The 21,237-nt window shown below is 67.7% G+C and carries 12 protein-coding genes; 10 read left to right on the top strand and 2 right to left on the bottom strand.

Annotated elements, in window-relative coordinates:
* Positions 1–2: 2 nt before the first annotated feature.
* Both RVU70_RS01805 and RVU70_RS01800 read right to left on the bottom strand, forming a co-directional pair.
* Positions 3–5,825 (bottom strand): MG2 domain-containing protein, encoded by a 5,823-nt coding sequence (locus tag RVU70_RS01805; protein WP_363349387.1) that lies wholly within the window; start codon positions 5,823–5,825, stop codon positions 3–5.
* Between the two features lie 100 nt (positions 5,826–5,925).
* Entirely contained in the window at positions 5,926–11,058 is a 5,133-nt protein-coding gene (locus RVU70_RS01800) for a hypothetical protein (RefSeq protein ID WP_363349386.1), read from the bottom strand.
* A 204-nt stretch (positions 11,059–11,262) separates the two neighbouring features.
* Between RVU70_RS01800 and RVU70_RS01795 the strand changes: the two genes are divergently transcribed.
* From RVU70_RS01795 to RVU70_RS01750, 10 genes are all read left to right on the top strand, one after another.
* Positions 11,263–11,661, top strand: a complete 399-nt coding sequence (locus RVU70_RS01795; RefSeq protein WP_363349385.1) for an SH3 domain-containing protein — start codon at positions 11,263–11,265, stop codon at positions 11,659–11,661.
* 327 nt (positions 11,662–11,988) lie between these two features.
* A complete protein-coding gene (ccoN, locus tag RVU70_RS01790; protein ID WP_363349384.1) occupies positions 11,989–13,638 on the top strand; it encodes a cytochrome-c oxidase, cbb3-type subunit I in 1,650 nt (549 codons plus the stop codon).
* A gap of 12 nt (positions 13,639–13,650) precedes the next feature.
* On the top strand, positions 13,651–14,406 hold the full coding sequence (ccoO, locus tag RVU70_RS01785; protein WP_363349383.1) for a cytochrome-c oxidase, cbb3-type subunit II: 756 nt from the start codon (positions 13,651–13,653) through the stop codon (positions 14,404–14,406).
* A 4-nt stretch (positions 14,407–14,410) separates the two neighbouring features.
* Positions 14,411–14,596 carry a cbb3-type cytochrome c oxidase subunit 3 gene (locus tag RVU70_RS01780; protein ID WP_363349382.1) on the top strand — a complete coding sequence of 62 codons (186 nt, stop codon included), beginning with the start codon at positions 14,411–14,413 and terminating at the stop codon, positions 14,594–14,596.
* Positions 14,589–15,479, top strand: a complete 891-nt coding sequence (gene ccoP, locus RVU70_RS01775) for a cytochrome-c oxidase, cbb3-type subunit III (RefSeq protein ID WP_363349381.1) — start codon at positions 14,589–14,591, stop codon at positions 15,477–15,479. Before RVU70_RS01780 ends, ccoP begins: the two co-directional genes overlap by 8 nt.
* A 128-nt stretch (positions 15,480–15,607) precedes the next feature.
* The gene (gene ccoG, locus RVU70_RS01770) at positions 15,608–17,059 is read left to right on the top strand and encodes a cytochrome c oxidase accessory protein CcoG (RefSeq protein ID WP_363349380.1); all 1,452 of its coding nucleotides are present in this window, start codon (positions 15,608–15,610) and stop codon (positions 17,057–17,059) included.
* Positions 17,060–17,080: 21 nt separating this feature from the next.
* Entirely contained in the window at positions 17,081–17,611 is a 531-nt protein-coding gene (locus tag RVU70_RS01765; protein ID WP_363349379.1) for a FixH family protein, read from the top strand.
* Between the two features lie 22 nt (positions 17,612–17,633).
* Positions 17,634–19,913 (top strand): heavy metal translocating P-type ATPase, encoded by a 2,280-nt coding sequence (locus tag RVU70_RS01760; RefSeq protein ID WP_363349378.1) that lies wholly within the window; start codon positions 17,634–17,636, stop codon positions 19,911–19,913.
* Positions 19,910–20,068 carry a cbb3-type cytochrome oxidase assembly protein CcoS gene (gene ccoS / locus RVU70_RS01755; RefSeq protein WP_363349377.1) on the top strand — a complete coding sequence of 53 codons (159 nt, stop codon included), beginning with the start codon at positions 19,910–19,912 and terminating at the stop codon, positions 20,066–20,068. The genes RVU70_RS01760 and ccoS overlap by 4 nt, the downstream gene beginning before the upstream one ends.
* Positions 20,065–21,219 carry an MFS transporter gene (locus RVU70_RS01750; protein WP_363349376.1) on the top strand — a complete coding sequence of 385 codons (1,155 nt, stop codon included), beginning with the start codon at positions 20,065–20,067 and terminating at the stop codon, positions 21,217–21,219. Before ccoS ends, RVU70_RS01750 begins: the two co-directional genes overlap by 4 nt.
* Positions 21,220–21,237 lie beyond the last annotated feature (18 nt).

Below are 21,237 nucleotides of genomic sequence, written 5' to 3'. Positions count from 1 at the left end.
TCTCATGGCGCTTTGGCGATCTCCACCCGGGCGCCCGCGCTCGCGCCGCGAACGCCTTTCTTATACATCGTCTCCGCCGTCGCGGGCGGCTGCGTGTATGCGCCCGCCGTTTGCGCCTTGAGGCGGAAGGCGAAGCGGTAATTGCCCTTGGGCAGCAAGTCGTAAGCGTAGAGCACGCGGTCGTCGCCATAGGAGACCCATGTCGGCGCGAGCGTCGGGGCGCTCGACGGCTGCGCTTCGGCGGGCGCCGTGGCGATATTGGGATTCAAGGGCTCATAGCCCGCCGCGAGCGGCAGAGAGATTGCAACATAAGTGCGATCTTCCGGGTTCACGACCTCCGCCGTCTCCTCGATGACGTCGCCCTGCGCGACGCGGATCACGCTATCGGCGGCGTCGAGCTTTTGCGGCGCCTCGCCGTTCTTCACGCGCCAGCTCTGCCGCGTGACGACGAAGCCCTCGCTCGCGGCTTCGGCTTTGGCGCCGGGCTCCGCCGGCGTGTAGCGCGTCTCGACAAGCGCCAGGAGCGGCGCGTTGGACGTGTTGGAGATGGTCAGCGGCGCGTCGGTCTCGCTCATGTGACGCGCGACAGGATTATTGGCGTCGATCGTCATCGTCTGCGGCGCGCCGCCTTGCGCGAAGGCGACGGCGAGCGGCGTCACCGGCCTTCGCCAGCCTTCAGCGAGCGCTTCGATGGCGCTGGCGTTGGCGTTGGTCGTGCCCCAGCCGTCGCCGTCGCCGAGACGCAGCAGCGCGTCGCGCAGCGCCGGCGCGCGCGGGTCGGCGGGCGCAGCGAGGGCGGCGGCGCGCAACATTTCGGCGAGGTTGCGCGTCTCTGAGGGCAGGATCAACTCGGAGGCGCGTTCGCCCGCCTGTCCGGCGTAGACCTGCGCGCCATTGCGGCTTGCAAATTTCACGCGCCCCCACATCGTTTCCATCAGCGAGGCGAGAATGCGCTGATCGGCGTCCGGCAGCCGCGCCGCCGCCGCCGCGAGCTCGGCGACGCTTTCATTGGGCAGGAAATCGGCGCGGCGCACGAATTCGGCGACATAGGATTCGTCGAGCTTGCCGCCTTCCGCGAGCGCCGCGAGCGCCGCCGCGCGTTCGCGCAACTCTTCGCCGCCGAGCAGGCGCGCGTAATCCGAACGCAAGGAGAGGCGCAGAATATTGGCGAGGCGATCGCGCAGCGTGGCGTCCACCGGCTCGCCGGCGCGTTCGGCGCGCGCGAGGAAGGCGTAGGACCAGGCGGTCAACAGCACATTGCCGCGCGCCCGCGGCCAGAAGGCGACAAGCCCGTCGCTGTCGACTGACTGCTCGATCTGCTGCGCCGTGCTGCGCACGCTCGCGGAGACGCGGTCCTGCAATCCCGCGGCTGCGAGGATTGGCGCGAAGCCATTCAGCGACAGAGCGGCGCGCGACAAGGCAAGCCGCTGCTCGGTGCAGCCGTAGGGATAATCCACGAGCATATTGAGCCCGGCGACGAGTTTGACGATCGCAGGATCGGCCGCGACGACGATGTCGCGGGAAAAGGTTTTCGCGCGCATCGGGGCGCCGACGGCCGCAAGCGTCTTGGTCTCGCCGGGGGCGATTTCGACGACCTCGTAGCGCGCCGCCGGCTCACGGTCGGGCTTCACCGGAAGGTCGATCTCGACCGCGTCGCGGGCGTGATCGGCGTCGCGCTCGATTCGGAAATTTATCTTTGCGCTGTCCTGCAAGGACGCCGGCGCGTCGGCGCTTAGATCGACGCGCACCGGACGGTTCGGCGGCCATTCGATCTTGCGGCTGCTCTCGCCCGCGAGTTTCAACGCGGACGCCGCGATCGCCGCCTTGCCGGCACCGCCCGGTCCCTCGACGATGCGCGCCACGAGGCCGATGTCGAAGGCGTCGCCGGGACGGATGAAGCGCGGCAGCGCGGGCTGGGCGACGAGGTCCTGTCGGATGAGCATTTCGCCGCCCGCCGCGCCGAAGCGATCCGGGCCGCTCACCGCCTTCGCGCGCAGCTTGAACACAGTGAGCGTATCGGGAAGCGTGAGTTTGATCTTGGCGACGCCGTTGTCGCCCACCTTCACGCTCGGAAGATAGATCGGCACGGGCGTGAAATTCTTGCGTACGGAAATGTTATTCTCTGCGCCCCATTCCTGCAGCTCTTCGTCGCCGCCGGCGATCTCTTCGAGCGGAATGACTCCGAAGGCCATGTTGCGCGTGTCGCGCGCCGCCATCTTCGTTTCACGCGCGACGATGAAATCCGGCAGCGGATCGAGCGGGCGCTCCTTGGCGAGCGACAGCACGGCCTGGTCGACGAGCCAGAAAGTCGCTTCGCCCGCAAGCGGCTTGCCGGCGTCGTCCGTCAGGCGCAGCGCCACTTCCACTTCCTGGCCGGGCCGCGCCTTGCCGGGATGCTCCAGTTTGACGTTGACGATGTTCTTGACGGGCGTCACCTCGATCCATTTCGTCGCCGCGATGGTGACCGGTTTGCCCTGGTCGAAATTCGCGGAGGGCTGCGGGGCGCTGTTCTCCAGCCGCCCGCGCATGATCAAGAAGTGGATGGCGAGCTTCGGCAGTTGCTCCTTCTTCACCGTGAGCGGAAAGCGGCCGAAGCCATTGTCGATGTCGACGAAGCTGTAGTCGTAGACGCCGTTGGGCTGCTCCACGATGGCGAGGGCGCGCGCCTTCTGGAAGGGCGACTGAATGACGAGCGTCGCCGTTTCGCCGGGCGCATATTTCTCCTTGTCCGTGGTGATCGTGGCCGACTGCGCGGGCGGACGTGCGAATGTCACGGGCGTGTCGCCGCCGACGAAGAAGTCGACGCTGACCTGCTGCCGGCGCTTCAGGCGGTCATAGGCTTCGAGCTGCACGAGATAGACGCCGGCGCTCTTTGTTTCGAGCGCGATTTTCTGCGCCTCCTTGGCGCTGGCGACCTTCTGCTCGAAGACCGTCTCGTCCTGCACCTGCGTGACATATTTCGCCGCGCCTTGGGCGAAGTCGCTCGCCTGCAACGTCGAAATCCAGTTGCGCTTGATGAGGCGCAGCGTCATCTCGAGGCCCGTGACGCTCTCGCCCTTGCCGTCGACAGCGATGATTTCGGGCGTGACCGCGCCAGGCCGTTCGACATAGCGCGGCGTTTTCACGCCGAGCACGAAGGGCGGCAAGGCGATGACGTTTTGCACATTGCGCACTTCAACCCCGTCGTCGCCGGTGACGGTCGCCTCGATCGAATAGCGGCGCGGCTGCGCGGTCGGTTCGATCGTGGTGTCGAAGGTCATGCGCGCGGCGCCGCCGGCGTCGGTACGCTGGTCGCGCTCGAGCACGGCCGTCGATTTGAACTTGCCGTCGCCGGAGAAGCGCGCATCGGTCGAGAACAGGAACCCCTCGCGGTTCGGCGGCGTGAAAACATGCGGGAATTGCGCCGCGCGCCATTTCACCGGACGATCCGCCGCGAGCCCGCCCGCGAAATAGCGGGCGAGCAGATCGACGTCGAAGGTCGTGTCGAGCGCGACCGTCTGCGGCGCGTTGAGCACGACCTCGAAGGTCGGCAGACGATAGGCTTCCTTCTTGAATGTGAATGTCCCGCAGGACGTATCCTGCGCCACCTCCGCGCCTTCGCCTTCGGCGGCGTCGGCGGCCTCATCCTTCTCGGCCTTCTTCGCCTTGGGGGCGTCGGGCTCGAATTTGACCGAATAGTCGCCGGTGGCCGGCGTCTGCGCGTCGAATTTGTGATAGAAGCCGCCCGCCGCGTCGAGCTTCACCGGGATGCGCCATTCCTGATTGTTCGGCCCCGTGACGACGAGCGCGCCGCCGGTCTTCGCGAGGCTGAGCGCGCCGCCCTTGTAGCTGCGCACGAAGCCCTTGATATGGGCCGGCTCCTCGGGCCGGTAGATCGGCCGCTCGGAAAAGACATGGCACAGCGTACGCGCTTTCTCTTCGCGCGGCGTATCGGTCTCGGAGACCCAGGAGAGCCACGCCGCCTCCGGCTTCGACCAGAGTTCCCTGGCGTATTCGGACGGCGCGCTGTCGGGATCGATGACGAGCGTATCGAGCCCTTTACTGACGACGACGCGGCGCAGCTCGCCGTCGCCGCGCTTGATCGGCGACCAGGAGAAGAAGCCGTTCTCGTCAGTCGTTCCTGTCGCGAGCGTGATGAATTTGTCGTCCTTGACGCCCTCGACGCGAACTTGCGCGCCGCTCACCGGCTGCGCCGTCGCGAGCGAGGTGACGGCGAAGCGCACGCGCGTCGGCTCCTCTATCGCCGAGAGCGAAAGGTCCGTGACCTGAACGCGCAGCCATTTGCGCTTGTCCTGATCGACCGCGCGCAGGCCGACAAGATAGGTTCCCGGCTGCTCGCGCCCGCCGATGCGCGCGAAATCTTCCTTCAGATCGACGCCGAATTTCGCATCGGCGCTATTGCGTTTGATCGGCAGATCGACGAGCCGCGAGACGGCCGGCGACCCCAATGTCTTGATGCGCGCCTTGATCGCCTCGGCTTCGATATTGCCGCTCTCCGCCCAGCGCGCAGGCTCATTGCCGGGAAGCGGCGGCGCCTCGGCGTCAATCGTTTCGACGCCCTGTTGCGGGAACGGCCAGAAATCTCGCGCGAGCGGATCAATGGCGTGGATGCGAATGTCGGCGCGGTCGTAGCCGCGGCCCCGCAACGGCAGGAGCTGCGCGCCAAATCGCTCGGCGAGGCCATAGCCCGCGTCCCACTGCAAAGCGGGAATGTCGCGCGTGAAGGCGAAGCGCTGCGAGAAGGCTCCCGCCAATGCGCGCCCGCGACCGTCTTTCATCGCGCCGGGCGCGACGGTGAGTTCGTAGACCGTGTCGGAGAGGAATTTGCCGCCGATCCTGAGATGATTGCCGTCGGCGTCGACGGCAAGGTCGTCGACGGGCGGCGTGATCCGCAAGGCTTCGCGCGCCCGCAAAATGTCGAGCGTTTCAGGCTGCGCGTTGAAGGAAAGAGACAGCCGGCGTTTGTTCGCCGCGGCATAGGTCGAGGCGACGTCGCCGCCTTCCTCCTCGCCGGTCTCGGGCGCCGGCGCGAATCCATTGGCCGCGCAGCGAAGCACGCCGCCGAGATGCGTATCGTCCCAGCCGCGCCCGCAGCTGGCCTCCGTAACGGCGAAGGGCAGAGCGGTGCGGATGCGCAGCTCGTATGTTTCGTCGTCGAGACCGGGCTCGTCGGAGAGCTTCAGACGCAGAATGGCGACGCGACCGTCCGCGATGCTGTCGCGCAGCCGCAAGACATAAGTCTGTTCGTCGCCGCGCGCGCCGCGTTCAAGCGGCCGAATATCATAGGCGGAAGGGCTGAGCATCTGCCCGCCCTGCGGCGAGACGCCCGGCGCCGGGCGCAGCTCCACGGAGACAAGGCGCGAGAGCGCCGCCGCGTCGATCGGCTGTGCGAAGGTGAGGGCGATCTGCGTCAGTTCTGGCGTCGGCTCGGCGTCGGCCGCCGGATTGGTGGAGGAGGGCGTCGGCAGCAGCGCCACGAGCTTGCGCTCGTCGCCGCCGCTCCTGACGCTCACGCGCGCAAGCGGCGTCCACGCCTCGGCCGGGCGAAACTGCAAGGCGCGTGGGCCGATCCAGCGCCAGTCGCCCGCGGGCTGCGGGGTGATCGTCGCATATTTCGTGGGCGCATCCTCAGGCCCGCCGGCCTTGGGGCCGACGTCGCCGGGGAAGAAGATGGTAAGCGGATCATAGGCGCGCAAAAAGCGGTCAGGCGCGATGCGCGCGCCATCGGCGCGCTGCGCGCGATCGAAGACCGGCGGCGCCTCGGCGCGCGAGGGCGTCGCAAAGGAAAAGGCCGCGCACAGGCAAAGCAGCAAAGTCTTCTTCATCGCAGCAACTTTCATCCGTGAACCAGCGTGCTTCCGCGTTTCCCTCTCCCCGCGCGCGGGGAGAGGGAAGAATGGCGCAATCGAGCGACAGGCCTGTCTTTCATTTGCTCTTCTTCATCCCGGCCTTGTCCAGCAGCTCGGCGACCACCTCTTCCGGCGGCGCGGCGGGCGGGGGCGAGAGGCCGACGATCGCGACGCGAAGGGTCGTCGCGCCGGCGTCGGCCGGCGCGCGCGCTTCGAGGAAATAGCGGCCGGGCGCAAGCTTTGCGACCTGATTGACGCCCTCGGCCAACGTCTTGCCGCTCGCGTCCATGAGACGCGCGCTGACGCGGTCGGGTTCGGCGCGCACGCCGACGCCGATCTCGCCGTCGCGCTTCGTCTCAAACGCGAAGAGCGCGCTGGCGCCGGAGGGGACCGCGATGGCGTCGTTCACCCCCTCATGCGCCTCGATCACCGGCTGCGCCGCGAGGTCGAGCGCCCCGCTGAGCGCGCCGTCATGCGGCGCATAGAGATCGAGCGTCGCCTCGCCCGCCGCCACATAGTGACGGAATTCGACGCCGGCGGGGAAAGCGAACGTCTCGCGCTTGCCGTTCTGGGTGAAGGAGAGCAGCGCCGGCGCGCCGCTCGAAACGCTCAGCATGACGGGCGCGCCTTGTTTGAGCGCGAAGCGCGCGGCGGCGCCGTCGAGCGTGACACGTTGGGGAAGCGCCAGCGCGCGCGCCGCCGCCTGCGGCCAGGGCGCGACGCCGCCGCGTTCGATCCAGGCGGCGACGAGGCCGGGCTTGAAGTCGAGAGTGACCTCTCCCGGGCCGTCGAGCGCGAGGTCGCGTCCCCGCAGCACGCGTCCGATGGTCGAGACGACGGTCGCGTCGGCGCCGATGACGATCAGGCGGTCGTTGGGCTGCGCGTCGAGGGGCAGCGCGAGCTGGCCGGCGGCGCCGAAGAAGCGTTTGAGCGCGGTCTTGGCGTCGAGCTTCATACTGGCGTCGGGCGCGCGTGCGATCCGGACGGGCAGGGGCGTCGCCGTCATATTGACGAGCAGCACGCGCGATCCCGCGCCATGAAGGACGCGCGAGACCGCCGCGCCGTCCCCGAAGACGCCGGTTTTTCCTACAAAGGCGGCGAGCCCTCCGGCGAGGTCGAGCGCGAGCGGGGCGTCGGAATTCGCCATGTCGACCGGCTGCGCGCTCATCGGCGGCACGAGGCCGGCGAAACTGACGCCGCCGCTGACGGCCGCGCGCGTCTCCACGTCGATGGCGGAAAGCGCCGCGCGCATGGCGGCGGGGCCGCTCGCGTTCCACACTTGTGGCGCAGTATCGCCTGCCAGGGCGAGCGCGGCGCCGTCGGCGACGCCCATGCCGGCGCCCGAGTCGATCGCCGGCTGCGCGAAGGTCGAGCGCGCGAGCCAGAGCCGAGTCTTGCCGCGCGGGGCGCCGAGCGGCGGCAGAACGGCGCGGTCGCCCTCGCCGAGATCGAGCGCGACGGCCTCGCCGAGCCAGTCGAAGGCGGCGACATGGGCCTTCGCCTTGCAATCGCGCGCAACGAGCCAGAGCGTCGGCGACTGCGGCGCCAGCACGCCGGCGCGCGCCGGGCGCAACAGCCGGCCCGCCGCCGAGCCCGCAAGGACGCCCGTCGGCGCGGTGACGTCGACGAGCGCGGCGTTGGGCGCATCGACCCGCGCGACGCAGAGCGGCGGCGCGATGTCTCCTTGTGGGTCGAATGAAATCTCGCCCGCGCGCTGGGCGCGTCGCTCGATCGCGCGCGCGGCGACCTCGATTGGTTCACGGCCGCCGCCCAGCGGCCAGACAGTTACGCGCCACGCGCTCTTGTCGCTGGCGGCGGGCCAGGCGGCGACGGGCGAAAGGCCGCGCTCGACGCCGATCATGCGCCAGACGCCGTCGGCGCCGCGCCGCTCGATCGACAGCGCGACTTCGCTCGCCGATTGCGCGGCGACGAGGGCCAGCGCGTCGCCGGCTATCGCCGGCAACATGAGACGCTGCGCCTCGCCGCCGGACAGAACGGTCGCGCCGGTTGCGGCGAGCGTGGGTCCGTCCTTCTCACTGAGCGCCGCCAGACGAACCTCGACGCCGCTTTCCGCCTCCGCTTCTTCGGACTCGCCCGCCGCGGCGCTCTCCTCCGAGGCCGCGGCCTCGCTCGTCTCTTCCTCGCTGTCCCGCGCCGCTTCTTCCTGGCCGCCGTCCTGGCTTGCATCCTGCGAGACAGGCGCGCGCGTCGCGGCGAGCGCCTCCAGCTCCAGTCGATAGGCGCCGGCCGGCAGACGGCGCGCCAGCGCGACATTCCAGTCATTGGCGCGCGGCTCCAGCCGCTCCACGACGTCGCCCGCCGCCGTCTTCAAGACGCCGATCGTTTCCTTGTCGCCGAAGCTCGAAAGGTCGACGACGCTTTCCTGCGCGAGATTGAAGTCGAGCCGCGCCGGCAGGTCGACGCGCTTCGGCGCGCCCGGCTGCAACTGCGGCGAGGAAAGCATGATTTCGTAATCGAGCCGGTCGTCATGAGCGAGGCTGCGCGCCTCGATGCGATAGTCGCCCGCCGAGAGCCTGCTCTTGAACGGTCGGTCGCCCGCGACCTTGCCGATCAGCGCGTCGCCTTTCAGCACCTCTCCAATCATGCCTTCGCCGATCGAAAGCTCCACGTCGGAGTCTCCCGCGAGCACAAAAGGCCAGACGTCCGGCGCGCGCGGCGCGTCCTTCGCCTGGGGCTCGCGCCACTGCAGCTTCCGACTCGCCTCGAAGGGCAGGGGATGCGGACCATGTCCTTCGAGCGTCGGCGGCGGAACGATGGGGGCGAGGCGCGCGATCATGCGCGCTTCGACGTCTTCCGGGCTCACCACAAGTCGATAGGCGCCCGGTTCGAGATGCAGCGTCTTGCGCCGGAAGGAGCCGGGCGCCGTCAGCGGCCAGCCGTCGGCGTCCTCGAGCCGGGCGCGCCACTCCTGCGTCAAACTCGCGAGCGCCAGCCGATAGTCGCCGGCGCGCGTGATCTCGATCGGAACCAAGGCGCCCTTGCCCGGCGCGAGCGTCGCGCGCGCTTCGCCCGCGTCGACGATTTTGGCGGTCGACGCCAGCGTCGCCGGGGCGACGGAAAGGCCGAGATGGCCAGCGGACTCTTTCGCCGTGACGGCGGCGCGATAGGCGCCGGCGCGCAGATAGGCCGTCACCAGGCCGTTGTTGCCCGGCCCATTGGCCTCGCCCTCGCCGAGCTTCGGCGAGACCGCCGCGCCGACGCGCAGCGCCGTCTTCAGCCGGCCAAGCGTTTCGACGCGATAGAGACCGCCTTGGGCGACGTCGAAAGAGAGGCTCCTCGTTTCGTCGCGCGCCAGATCGAAAAAGGCCGGCCGGCCCGCCGAGGCGCGCGGCCCCTTGGCGGCGGCGGCGGCTTGCGGGCTCGTCTCGGAGGCGGACGGCGGCAGATACATCAATCCCAGCGCGCGCGCTGCGGCGGGGGGCGCGATTTTCACCGTGACGAAGCGCTGGTCGTTTTCCGTCTTCTCTTCCGCGAAGGCGAGCGGAATATCTGCGCCGCTCTCGTCGCGCGCGGCGACTTTGCCGTCTTTCGGCAGGCGCAGAGGCAGCGCGATCTCCTGCCCGGCCGACTGACGCAGGGGGAGCGGCTCTTTGTCGAGCGTCGCCGGCAGGGCGACGACCCGCGGGCCGGTGAGAAGCCCCGGCGCCGTGTTGGCGAGAATAAGATAGGCGCCGTCGCCTTCGAGAGTCTGCTTGCCAAAGGAAAGGGACGCGCGCGACGGCAGCGGCGCCGGCGCAGACACCGCGAGACCAGGCGCGCCGAGCGTGAGGTCGACCACGCCGGCCCGATCGCCCAAGGGCTCGAGCGTCAGGAGATAATAGCCCGCGGCAAGGTCGTAGCGGCCGGCGTCCCGGCCGACGCGCGGCGGCGCCAGCGACCCCAGCGCCGGCTCGATTGCGGCGCGCAGCTTGACGCCCTTGGCGTCGATTGCAACGGGTCCGTCTTTCGTCGCCTCGAATAACAGCGACACCGGTCCGAGCAAATTGAATTTGCCGCGCCACGCCTTGCCGGCGCCGATGCGCGGCAGGTCCGAGGCGATGACGCGCGTCTTGCCGTCCCTTTCAATGCGCGCGAGGAGGGCCGTCGCGGGCGGATCGTCGCCGCCCTCTCCCGCCACCTCGAGCGAGACGAGATGCGGCCCCGCCGCCTCGAAAGTCTCGCGATTGGATTGGCGCATCGCACGCAGCGTATAAGCCTGGCCTTCATAGCCCGAGACGTCGATCCGCGCCGGCGCGGTCCCGTCGTTCGCAAGACGCAGCGTGGCGACGGGCGCGCGGCTGGCCTTGCCGATCGTCGCCATGTCGCGCCCCGCGCCGCGCCGCGCGTCTATGCGCGCGGGCGCCTGCTCGGGCAGCTCCAGGCGGAAGCTGTCGTCGCGTGCCGGCGCCTCGTAGCGCGCGGCGCCGAAGGGACCGATGACGCCTTTGGCCACGCCCGCCGCGAGCAGCGCCGGCTCGGCAAGACGCAGCAGGAAGGGCTGCGCGCCGGCGCCGTCCGACCAGACGAGCTTCTCGCCGCCATAGGCCGTGACGACATAGCGGCCGGGCGCGACTTTCCCTTCGAGCCGCAGCCGGTTCATCGAATGGCCCGGCTGCGTTTCAACCGTGGTGCGCTCGAAGAGAAGATCGACGAGCGCGCCGTCGGCGTCCCACAGGCGCAGGTCCTGAAGGGCGCGGCCGACCGCCTCGAGATAGACGGGGCCGTCGCTTTTGACCTCCAGCGCATAAGAGCGCTGCTGCAGGTCGCCCAACTCGCCGCGCGCAATGACGTTCGGCGTCAGCGCCGGCCGCGTCGTCTCCACCTCGGCAAAGGGCTCGACGCTGACCGTCGCCTTGCCGGTCGCGCCCTTCACCGCGCCGATGCGCAGCTTGTAGACGCCCTTGTCGAGCAAGGCGTCGATGCGGCCGTCGCGCAATCCGGCGGCCCCCGAGGAGTCGAGGGGGCCCGCGATCATGTCCACCAGTTCGATGCGTGCGCCCGTCGAGCTTTTGGCGCGGATCGCGTAGCGCCCCGCGGCGGGGATGGTCAGCAGCGTCGCGCCGTCGCGGTCGAGGGCCAGCTCTTTCGGCGAGATTACGACCCCGGCGCTTGTCTGCATCTCCGGGACCGCGGTCTTCGCGAAGGAATTAGTGGGGAAAAACAGCGAGGCCGCGCCGGCCGCCAAAAGGGAGAATGCAAGTCGCCGCATGAAAACACCCTGGAGAGGACAGGCGCGCCAGCCTGCCATCGACATTAGGGCGCGCTCATCGCAAGAGTCGAGGGCGCTCGGCCGCTTGTCCCCGATCGCCATATGCGTCTCCTTGCCGACGATTTCCACCCGTGGAATTTTCTTTTAGACTGCGCCCGCTTCGTCGAATTTGCGCTGGCGCACGCGCCGCGCGCAGGGGGTGCCATGCGGCGGTCTTTCTTATGTGTGTTGGCCTTTCTTGCGTTCGCCGCTTTTTCGGGCGCCGCCCTCGCCGAGATTCTTACCCTCCATGCGCCTGTCGAATTGCGCACGCGGCCGACGGTCAGATGCCCGGTGACCGTCATCGCCCCGGCCGATACGGATCTCACCATATTGGGGGACGGCCGCACCTGGATTCCGGTGGCGCTGAACGGCGAACGCTTCTTCGCGTCGCGGGCGGAGCTCGTGAACGCCTCTCCAGCCCCCGCGCCCGGTCCCGACCCGACCTGTGATTATGGCTATCCTTATTCGGGAAGCGGGCTGTTCTTCGCGCGGCCGCTTGCGCAATTTCGCCACGGACCGCTTGGATTCCTGCTCGGAACGCATCGTTTCTATCCGTGCTGAAAAGTCCGAAGTCGGTCCGCTGGCGACTGCGACATAAACGCGCGAAGGCGCGTTCTTCCTTTGCGTGAAATCTGTCGCAAATCGTAAGCGCTATCCGCAAACGCCGGCGCGGCTAGGATGATCGGCGTTCGATTTTCTTGATCTGTGACAATTCCGCGCAGAGGCTGAAGTGCGCGCGTGTAATTGATCGAAGTCAAATTTCTGTTGCTATTGCGCTGTACAATGCCAAGCGTGAATCGAAGTCGCGCTGGGGCGACTTTGTCACATTTTTCCGGCGCCAGCGTAATTCTCGCGTCTGCAAGAAAAGAACCTCCAGAGGACAGAATCATGGAGCGTCCCCCTCTCATCGCGAAACAAATGACCTTCAGCGAGAAATCGCTGAGCGCGATCTTCGTCGCCCTTGCGCTTGCGACGGGCTATATCGCGACAAAAGCCTATACGCCGGCCTTCGCCTTCCACGCGGCGCTGTTCTCTCTGGGCTCCATCGGCGCCGTCGTCGCCATCCTGCTGCGCTATCACGCGCGCGGGCCGCAACTGCCGCCGCTCACAATAGATGGGCGGCCGAACTATAACTACGGACCGATCAAATTCGCGTCGATCGCCTCGCTGTTCTGGGGCGTCGCGGGGTTCATCGTCGGACTGTATCTGGCGCTGGAGCTCGCTTATCCCGCCTTCAATCTCGACCTGCCCTGGATCAATTTCGGCCGCCTGCGGCCGCTGCACACATCGGCGGTGATCTTCGCTTTCGGCGGCAATGTCCTGCTGGCCACCTCCTTCTACGTCATGCAGCGGACGAGCCGGGCGCGCATCGCGGGCGATCTCGCGCCGTGGTTCGTCATCCTCGGCTACAACTTCTTCATTGTCATCGCCGGCACGGGCTATCTGCTCGGGGTCACGCGCGGGCACGAATACGCCGAGCCGGAATGGTACGCGATCCTGTGGCTCGTCGTCGTCTGGGTCACCTACCTGCTCGTCTATCTTTTCACGCTCGCGCGGCGTCAGGAGCCACATATCTACGTGGCGAACTGGTTCTACCTGTCCTTCGTGGTGACGGTCGCCGTGCTGGTGCTCGGCAACAACGCCGAGATCCCGGTGTCGATCTTCTCGCCTCAGTCGGTCATCGTCTGGGCCGGCGTGCAGGACGCCTTGATCCAGTGGTGGTACGGCCATAACGCCGTGGGCTTCTTCCTCACCACCGGCTTTCTCGGCATCATGTATTACTTCATCCCCAAGCGCACCGGGCGGCCCATCTACTCCTACCGACTGTCGATCGTGCATTTCTGGTCGCTGATCTTCCTCTATATCTGGGCCGGCCCGCACCACTTGCTCTATACGGCGCTGCCCGATTGGGCGCAGACCCTCGGCATGGTGTTCTCGGTCGTACTGTGGATGCCCTCCTGGGGCGGCATGATCAACGGCCTGATGACGCTCTCCGGCGCATGGGACAAGCTGCGCACCGATCCCGTGCTGCGCATGCTGGTCGTCTCGGTCGCCTTCTACGGCATGTCGACCTTCGAGGGTCCGCTCCTGTCGGTGAAGGCGGTGAACGCTCTGTCGCATTACACCGACTGGGGCATCGGCCACGTGCATTCCGGCAGTCTCGGCTGGGTGGCCTTCGTGTCCTTCGGTGCGCTCTACTGCCTCATTCCCTGGATCTGGAACCGGCAGCTCTATTCGCTGAAGCTCGTCAACTGGCACTTCTGGATTTCGACGATCGGCATCGTCTTCTACATCACGTCGATGTGGGTCGCGGGCATCATGCAGGGTCTGATGTGGCGCGCCTACACCCCGCAAGGCTTCCTCGAATATTCCTTCGTCGAGACCACGGAGGCGCTGCATCCCGAATATGTGATCCGCGCCATCGGCGGCGGGCTGTTCGTGATCGGCGCGCTGATCATGGTCTACAACATCTACCGGACGCTCGCCTCGCCAGCCGCGGAAAGCGCGCTCGCCCCGTCGCCCCTGCCTGCCGAGTGAGGATAGGAAACCATGTCGCAATCCTCTCAACACGCGCCCGCCGGCGGCGGGTTCCAAAAAATCCTCGAAACCAATTCGATCCTGCTCATCGTCGGCATTCTGCTGCTCGTGTCGGTCGGGGGCATCGTCGAAATCGTGCCGCTCTTCTACCTGAAGAACACGATTGAGAAGGTCGAGGGCGTTCGTCCCTACACGCCGCTCGAGCTTGCGGGCCGCAACATCTATGTCCGCGAGGGCTGCTACACCTGCCATTCGCAGATGATCCGCCCGCTGCGCGACGAGGTCGAGCGCTACGGCCATTATTCGCTCGCGGCCGAAAGCATGTATGACCACCCGTTCCAATGGGGCTCGAAGCGCAACGGCCCGGACCTTGCGCGCGTCGGCGGCAAATATTCCAACGACTGGCAGCGCGATCATATGCGCAGCCCGCAGTCGGTTGTGCCGTCCTCGATCATGCCGGGCTATCCGTTCCTGGCCTCGGCGCCGCTCAAGGCCGAGCATCTCGCCGAGCAGATGCGGCTCCTGCGCGTCGTGGGAGTTCCCTACAGCGACGAGCAGATCGAGAACGCGCAGGCCGATCTTCTGGCGCAGAACGGCGCCGACTCGGCGGCGGCGGCCGAGATGCAGAAGCGCTATCCGAACGCCGTCCTGAACGATTCACCCGCCAAGGGCGGCGTGACCGAAGAGGACGCGCTCATCGCCTATCTGCAACACCTCGGCGTCTCCGTGGATTTCAAGCTCTACGAAGACAAGGCCAACATCAGGTGATCCCATGAACGCCTCAGCGGCCGAAGCCTTATCGACCTATGAGTATCTGCGCGCGCTCGCAGCCTCCTGGGGCCTGATCTTCTTCGGCTTCATTTTTCTCGGCGTCGTCGCTTACGCCTTCTGGCCCTCGCGGCGGAAGCAGTTCGAGCAAGACGCCCAAATTCCCCTTCGGGAGGACGACGATGTCTGAGGACACGTTTGACAAAGGCAAGATTAAAATCGACGAAGTCAGCGGCACGCCGACGACCGGCCACGAGTGGGACGGCATCGAGGAATTGAACACGCCGCTGCCGCGCTGGTGGGTGTGGACCTTCTGGATCACCATCGTCTGGGGCGTCGGCTACACGATCGTCTATCCCGCCTGGCCGACGTTCTCCGGCGGCACGCAGGGCGTCACCGCGTGGCATTCGCGCGATCAGGTTGCGGCAGAGGTCGCCGATCTGCAGACTCTGCGCGGCCCCGTGCTCGACAAGATCAAGGACGCGCCGCTCGACAAGATCGAGTCCGACCCCGACCTGCTCGCCGCGGCGCGCACTGTCGGCAAGGTGGCTTTCGCCGCCAATTGCGCCTCCTGCCATGGCGCCGGCGGGCAGGGCGCCAAGGGCTACGCCAATTTGAACGACGACGACTGGATCTGGGGCGGCAAGCTCTCCGACATCCAGCAGACGATCGAGCATGGCGTGCGCTGGGACGCCGACAAGGCGACGCGCGCCTCCGCCATGCCGGCCTTCGGCCGCGACGGGCTTCTGACGCCGGAGCAGATCTCCGTCGTCGCCGACCATGTGCGCACCTATGCGGAGACGCCGGATTCGGACGCGCCGACGGCGGAAGGCGAGAAGCTTTACGCCGAGAATTGCGCCGCCTGCCATGGCGTCGAAGGCAAGGGCAATCCGGAGCTCGGGGCGCCGGCGCTTTATGACCAGGTGTGGCTCTACGGCTCCGACAAGCCGTCCGTCGTCGCCCGTATCGCCAATGGCGGCGGCGCCGTGATGCCGGCCTGGAAGGACAGGCTCGACGACACGACAATCAAGGCGCTTGCCGTCTATGTGCACTCGCTCGGCGGCGGGCAGTAGGGGGCGGCCATGAGGCCCCTCCCTGCCCGTCGGCGCGATGAGCGCTCTGGATAAAGGCCCGCATGGACTCCCTCTCCCGCGACGCGGGGGAGGGTTGGGGTGGGGGAGCTAAGGAACAGTAGAAGACAATGTCCAGCGCAGACACACAGCACTCGCTCTTGGACGAACCCCTCGTCGAAGCGGCGCATCGCATCTATCCCAAGAAGGTCGACGGACATTTCCGCCGGATCAAATGGGGCATTCAATTCGCGACGCTGGCGATCTACTATTTTCTGCCTTTCGTGCGCTGGGACCGCGGCCCGAATGCGCCCAGCCAGGCGGTGCTGGTCGACTTGCCGCATCGGCGCTTTTATTTCTTCTTCATCGAGATCTGGCCGCAGGAAGTCTATTACGTCACCGGGCTGCTCATCCTTGCGGCGCTGACATTGTTTCTCATGAACGCCGTCGCCGGCCGCATCTGGTGCGGCTATATGTGTCCGCAGACGGTGTGGACCGATTTCTATATGACGACGGAGCGATGGATCGAAGGCGACGCCCGCGACCGCATGAAGCTCGACAATGGTCCGCTTACCGTCGACAAAGTCCGTAAGAAAATCTCGAAGCATTTCGTCTGGCTGCTCATCGCCTGGTGGACGGGCGGCGCCTGGGTGCTCTATTTCGCCGACGCCCCGTCGCTCGTCTATCGACTCGCGACCTTCCAGCCGGGCGCCGGCGAAGCCTATCTGTGGATCGGCATCCTCACCTTCACGACCTATATCTTCGCCGGCTGGATGCGCGAGAAGCTCTGCCTGCACGCCTGTCCCTGGCCGCGCATTCAGGCCGCGCTCACCGACGAATATGCGCTGAACGTCACCTATCGCTATGACCGTGGCGAGCCGCGCATGTCGCTGAAACAGGCGACTGCCGCGCGCGCCGCTGGCGCGCCTTCAGGCGATTGCGTCGATTGCGGGCAATGCGTCGCGGTCTGTCCGACGGGCGTCGATATTCGCAAGGGCGCCCAGCTCGGCTGCATCCAGTGCGGCCTTTGCATCGACGCCTGCGACGCCATCATGGAGAAGATCCATCGCGCGCCGCGGCTTATCGGCTATGACACGGAAATGAACCTCAAGCGGCGCGGATGCGGCGAGCAGCCGGTCTTCAAGCCGCTGCGCGTGCGCACCCTTTTCTACGCCGTGCTCATTTTGGCGATCGGCGGCTTCATGTCGGCGACGCTCGTCACGCGCGGCGACATGCACGTCAGCGTGCTGCATGATCGCAACCCCCTTGCGGTGCGGCTCAAAGACGGCGGCGTGCGCAACGGCTATACGCTGCGCTTTTCCAATAAGAAGCCTGAATTTCGGCGGTTCACGCTCGCCGTCTCTGGCGTCGCCGGGGCGCAGACGGAGGTTGTCGGCGTGGCTCCGGACGCCAGGGGCAACGTCGTGATCGACGTCGGGCCGGATCAAACCCGCGAAGCGCGCGTTCTCCTCTCGACCCACGGCCCGGCCGCCGCCAAGGGACAGGCCCCTGTCCTCTTCACCGTGACCGACGCCGGCGACGGCGCCGCGGTCGAGGTGAAGGACGTGTTCATTTCGCCGTGAGGTCCGACGATGAGCCTGGTCATGAGCAAGAAAACTCCGTTCGAGCCCGATCGCTTCTCGGACTATGAGGCCGGCGGCAAGCCGCTCACCGGCATGAAGGTGCTGGCGATGATCGTCGGCTTCTTTCTCTTCGTCTTCGTCGTCGACGGGGTGATGATCTACAAGGCCGTGAAGACCTTCTCGGGCGAGGTGACTCCGCATCCTTATGAGCGCGGTCTCGCTTATAATCGGGAGATCGCGCAGGCCCGCGAGCAGGCTGCGCGCGACTGGAAGGTCGACGTGCGGCTCGCGCGCCTTCCGGCCGGCGAGACGGAGATTCGCGTCATTGCGAGCGACAGCGCGGGCGCGGAGGTGTCGGGCGTGGAGATGACCGCGCTTTTCGCCGCCCCCGCGGATCTTGCAAAGGACGTGCGCGTGAGGCTCGCGCCCGTCGCGCCCGGCCGCTATGCTGGCAAGGCGGCCTTGCCCAAGGGCCAGCGCGACCTCGTGCTCACGGCGGCGCGCGGGGGCGAGGAGGTCTTTCGCTCCAAGAATCGGATCGACGTGGAGTAGGGCGTCGCATGAGGGGGCTCGCATGACCGTCGCATTCGACTATGAGGCTCTCGTCACGACAGGCGAGGACGGCGCGCAGCGTTTCGAGGCGGCGATCGACGGCATGACTTGCGCCGCCTGCATCGGCGAGATCGAGCAGGGCCTTTCTGACCTGCCGGGCCTCGAGCGGGTGCGGGTGAATTACACGAACCGCCGTTTGCAGCTCGAATGGCGCGACGACTCCTTCGATCTTGCGACGGCCTTCGAGCGCCTGCGGCGCATGGGTTATACGCTGCATCCTTTCGAATTGGCGGAGAGCGAACGCGCCGAAATCGAGACTTCACGCTGGCTGTTGCGTTGCCTGGCCATCGCCGGCTTCGCCGCCATGAACATCATGATGCTTTCCGCGGGCATTTGGGTCGGCGAGGGCGGCGGGGACATCGACCCTGCGACGCGCGATCTGTTCCATGGCGTCTCCGCGCTCATCGCGTTGCCCGCGGCGGCCTTCGCGGGCCAGCCCTTCTTCAGGAGCGCGTTCGCCGCCTTGCGCGTCGGTCGGCTCAATATGGACGTTCCCATCTCGCTCGGCGTGCTGCTCGCGCTCGGCATGTCCGTCTATGAGACCCTCACGCACGCCGAGCACGCCTATTTCGACAGCGCGACCATGCTGCTCACCTTCTTGCTGCTGGGCCGCTTCCTCGATCACGCCATGCGCCGCAAGACGCGCGCCGTCGCCGCCAATCTCGCCGCCCTGCGCGCGCCGCTCGCCTGCCGCCTCGGTCCCGACGGCGCCGAAACTCTCACCCCGCTCGCCAAAATCCAGCCGGGCGATCTCGTTTTGACGCGCCCCGGCGAACGCGTGCCGGTCGACGGCGTCATCGAGCGCGGCGCCTCCGAGCTCGACGAAAGCCTCATTACGGGCGAAACCGCGCGCCGCGCCGTCACGGCCGGCGATCAGATCTACGCCGGCAGCATGAATTACGACGGCGCGCTGGCGCTGCGCGTGGCGGCGGCGAGCGGCGCCACGCTGCTCGACGACATCGAGCGTCTGCTGGAAAAGGCGACAAGCGCCCGCTCGCGCTATGTGCGTCTCGCCGACCGCGTATCGCAGCTCTATGCGCCGATGGTTCATGTCGCGGCGCTGTCGACCGCATTGTTCTGGCTCTGGCGCGGGGCGAGTCTGCACGACGCGCTCGTCACCGCCATTTGCGTGCTCATCATCACCTGTCCTTGCGCGCTGGCGCTGGCCGTGCCGGCGGTGCAGGTCGTGGCGAGCGGCGCGCTGTTTCGCGCCGGCGTCCTGCTCAACAGCGCCGACGCCATAGAGCGGCTGGCCGAGGCCGATACGATCGTCTTCGACAAGACCGGCACGCTGACGGCGCCCGAGCCGCGCGTCGTCAACGCCAGCGAATTGGACGTCGAACTCCTGGACCTCGCCGCGCAACTCGCTCGAGCGAGCAGCCACCCGCTGGCGCGCGCGGTCGCGCATGAGCGGCCAAGCGGCGCGGCGCTGGAGGCGCGGGAGGAGCATGGGCAGGGCGTCTGCGCCCTCGTCGAGGGCGCAGACGCGCGCCTCGGGTCGCCGCGCTTCTGTGGCCTCGAGCAGGAGGCGGCGCGGCTCGGCGCGCTCGATCCGGACGTGTCGCTCGTGGCCTTTCGGCATGGCGACCGGCGCGCGCTGTTCCAGATTCGGCAGGCCCTGCGCAGCGACGCCGCCGAAACGGTCGCCGCGTTGCAAGCGCGGGGCTTCGCCGTTGAGATCCTCTCCGGCGACCGCGTCGCGGCTGTGGAGAAAATTGCGCAGGCGCTCGACGTCTCGGCGTGGGCGGGCGCGCTGAAGCCGGCCGACAAGGTGGCGCGGCTCGAGGCGCTCCGCGCGCAGGGGCGCAAAGTGCTGATGGTCGGCGACGGATTGAACGATGCGCCGGCGCTTGCCGCGGCTTACGTCTCCGTCTCGCCAATCGACGCCACGCAAATCACCCAGGCCGCAGCGGACGCGGTCTTTCTGGGCGAGCGTCTCGCGCCGGTTCTGACGACGCTCGACATCGCCCACAAGGCGCGCGGCCTGATGCGGCAAAATCTGGCGCTGTCGGTCATCTACAATGTCTTCGCGGTGCCGCTGGCCATGGCTGGCATGCTGACGCCGCTGATCGCCGCGGCGGCGATGTCGGGCTCCTCCATTCTCGTCACGCTCAACGCCTTGCGCGCCGGGCGTGCGGCTGCGGCCCCGCTCGAGCCCTCCCTCGCTTCGCGCGCGAGCGGGCGGCTCGCGGATAGCGTTCGGAAAGGGACGCCGGAGCCTGTCATCGGGCCAGCCGAATGACCGTGCTGCTTTTCCTCATCCCGCTGGCCCTGGCTCTCGGCCTCGCAGCCCTCGCGGCTTTTATGTGGTCGTTGCGCAGCGGCCAGTTCGACGATCTCGACGGCGCCGCGCATCGTGTGCTGATGGACGACGACGTCGACGAGGCGAAGAAATGAACCTTCGCGAAAACAGCGCCTCGGATGTCGTCACCCTGGCAGGCCCTCCAAGCGAGCTGAGTTGCGACGCCTCGTCAGTCGACGACGGCTCCGACGCGGCGATGCGCGTCGGCGCGCTTTATTGCGCCTGTCCGGCGTCGCTCACGCGCGCCAACGTCACCGACAACCGGCTGACTCTCGCGCTCGGCTTCGGCCTGGCGGTGCTGGCGCAGGCGCTGGTTCTCACGGCGCTGCCCGAACAGAGCCGCTTGATGGCGCCGAGCGTGGAGCGCATCGGCTGGCCTTTCGCGCTACTGCTCGTCGGCGCCGCCCTTGCGAGTTTTCCCGCAGCGCTGCTCGTCGACGCCTTTGGGCGGCGCGCGGCCTTCAGTCTCGGCGCCAGTCTCGGCGTCGCGGGCGGCGCGCTCTCAGCCTTCGCCATCGCCAAATCCAATTTCTTCGGACTGTGTCTGGGCGCCTTCTGGCTCGGCCTGGCGCAGGGCTTCGCCCTGTTCTACCGCCATATCGCCGCGCAGGGGTCGGCGCGGGGCGGGCTCGTTGTGCTTGGCGGCGGCGCCGGCGCGGCGCTGGCGGCGCCTGTTGTCGTCTCTTTGGCGCCCGAGCCCGGCGCGACCCTGCTCGCGGCCGCCGGCCTGCACGTCGTCGCGCTGGGCCTCGCCGTACGCATGCCGCACGTTGTCGCGCCTGACTCGGCGGCGCCCGCGCCTGCGCCGATTTCGCGCCGCTTCGCGCTCGCGACGCTCGCCGGAGCGGTGGCCTGGTTCGTCATGTCGGCCGGGATGCTGCATGGGCCGTTGACGCTCGCCGTCTGTGCGGCGGCGCCCGCCTTCATCGGCGGAGCCATGGGCTGGCATCTCTTTTCGATGTACGGCCCCGCGGCGCTCGCAGCTTCTCTGCCCGGCCTGTTCTCAACAGCGCCGACGCTCGCCGCCGGCCTTGCGGTCATGGTCGCCGGCGCGGGCGCGGTTTACGCGGGGCTTTCGATCGCGAGCGTTACGCTCGGACTCATTGCGATCGGTCTCGGCTGGGGCGCGGTGAATGTCGCGGCGCTGCGTCTCTTGCATGAAGGCGCGCGTCCATCGCGCGCGGCGCTGGCGCTGCACGACCTCTGCCTGCTGGGCGCGGCGGCGGCGGGCGCGTTGCTCTTTTGAGGTCCGCGCTGCTACGCT

The sequence above is a fragment of the Methylocystis echinoides genome (assembly GCF_040687965.1).
GTDB lineage: Bacteria > Pseudomonadota > Alphaproteobacteria > Rhizobiales > Beijerinckiaceae > Methylocystis > Methylocystis echinoides_A.
Note: the sequence above shows the minus strand (reverse complement) of the source record. Positions and strands in the feature narration are given on the sequence as shown.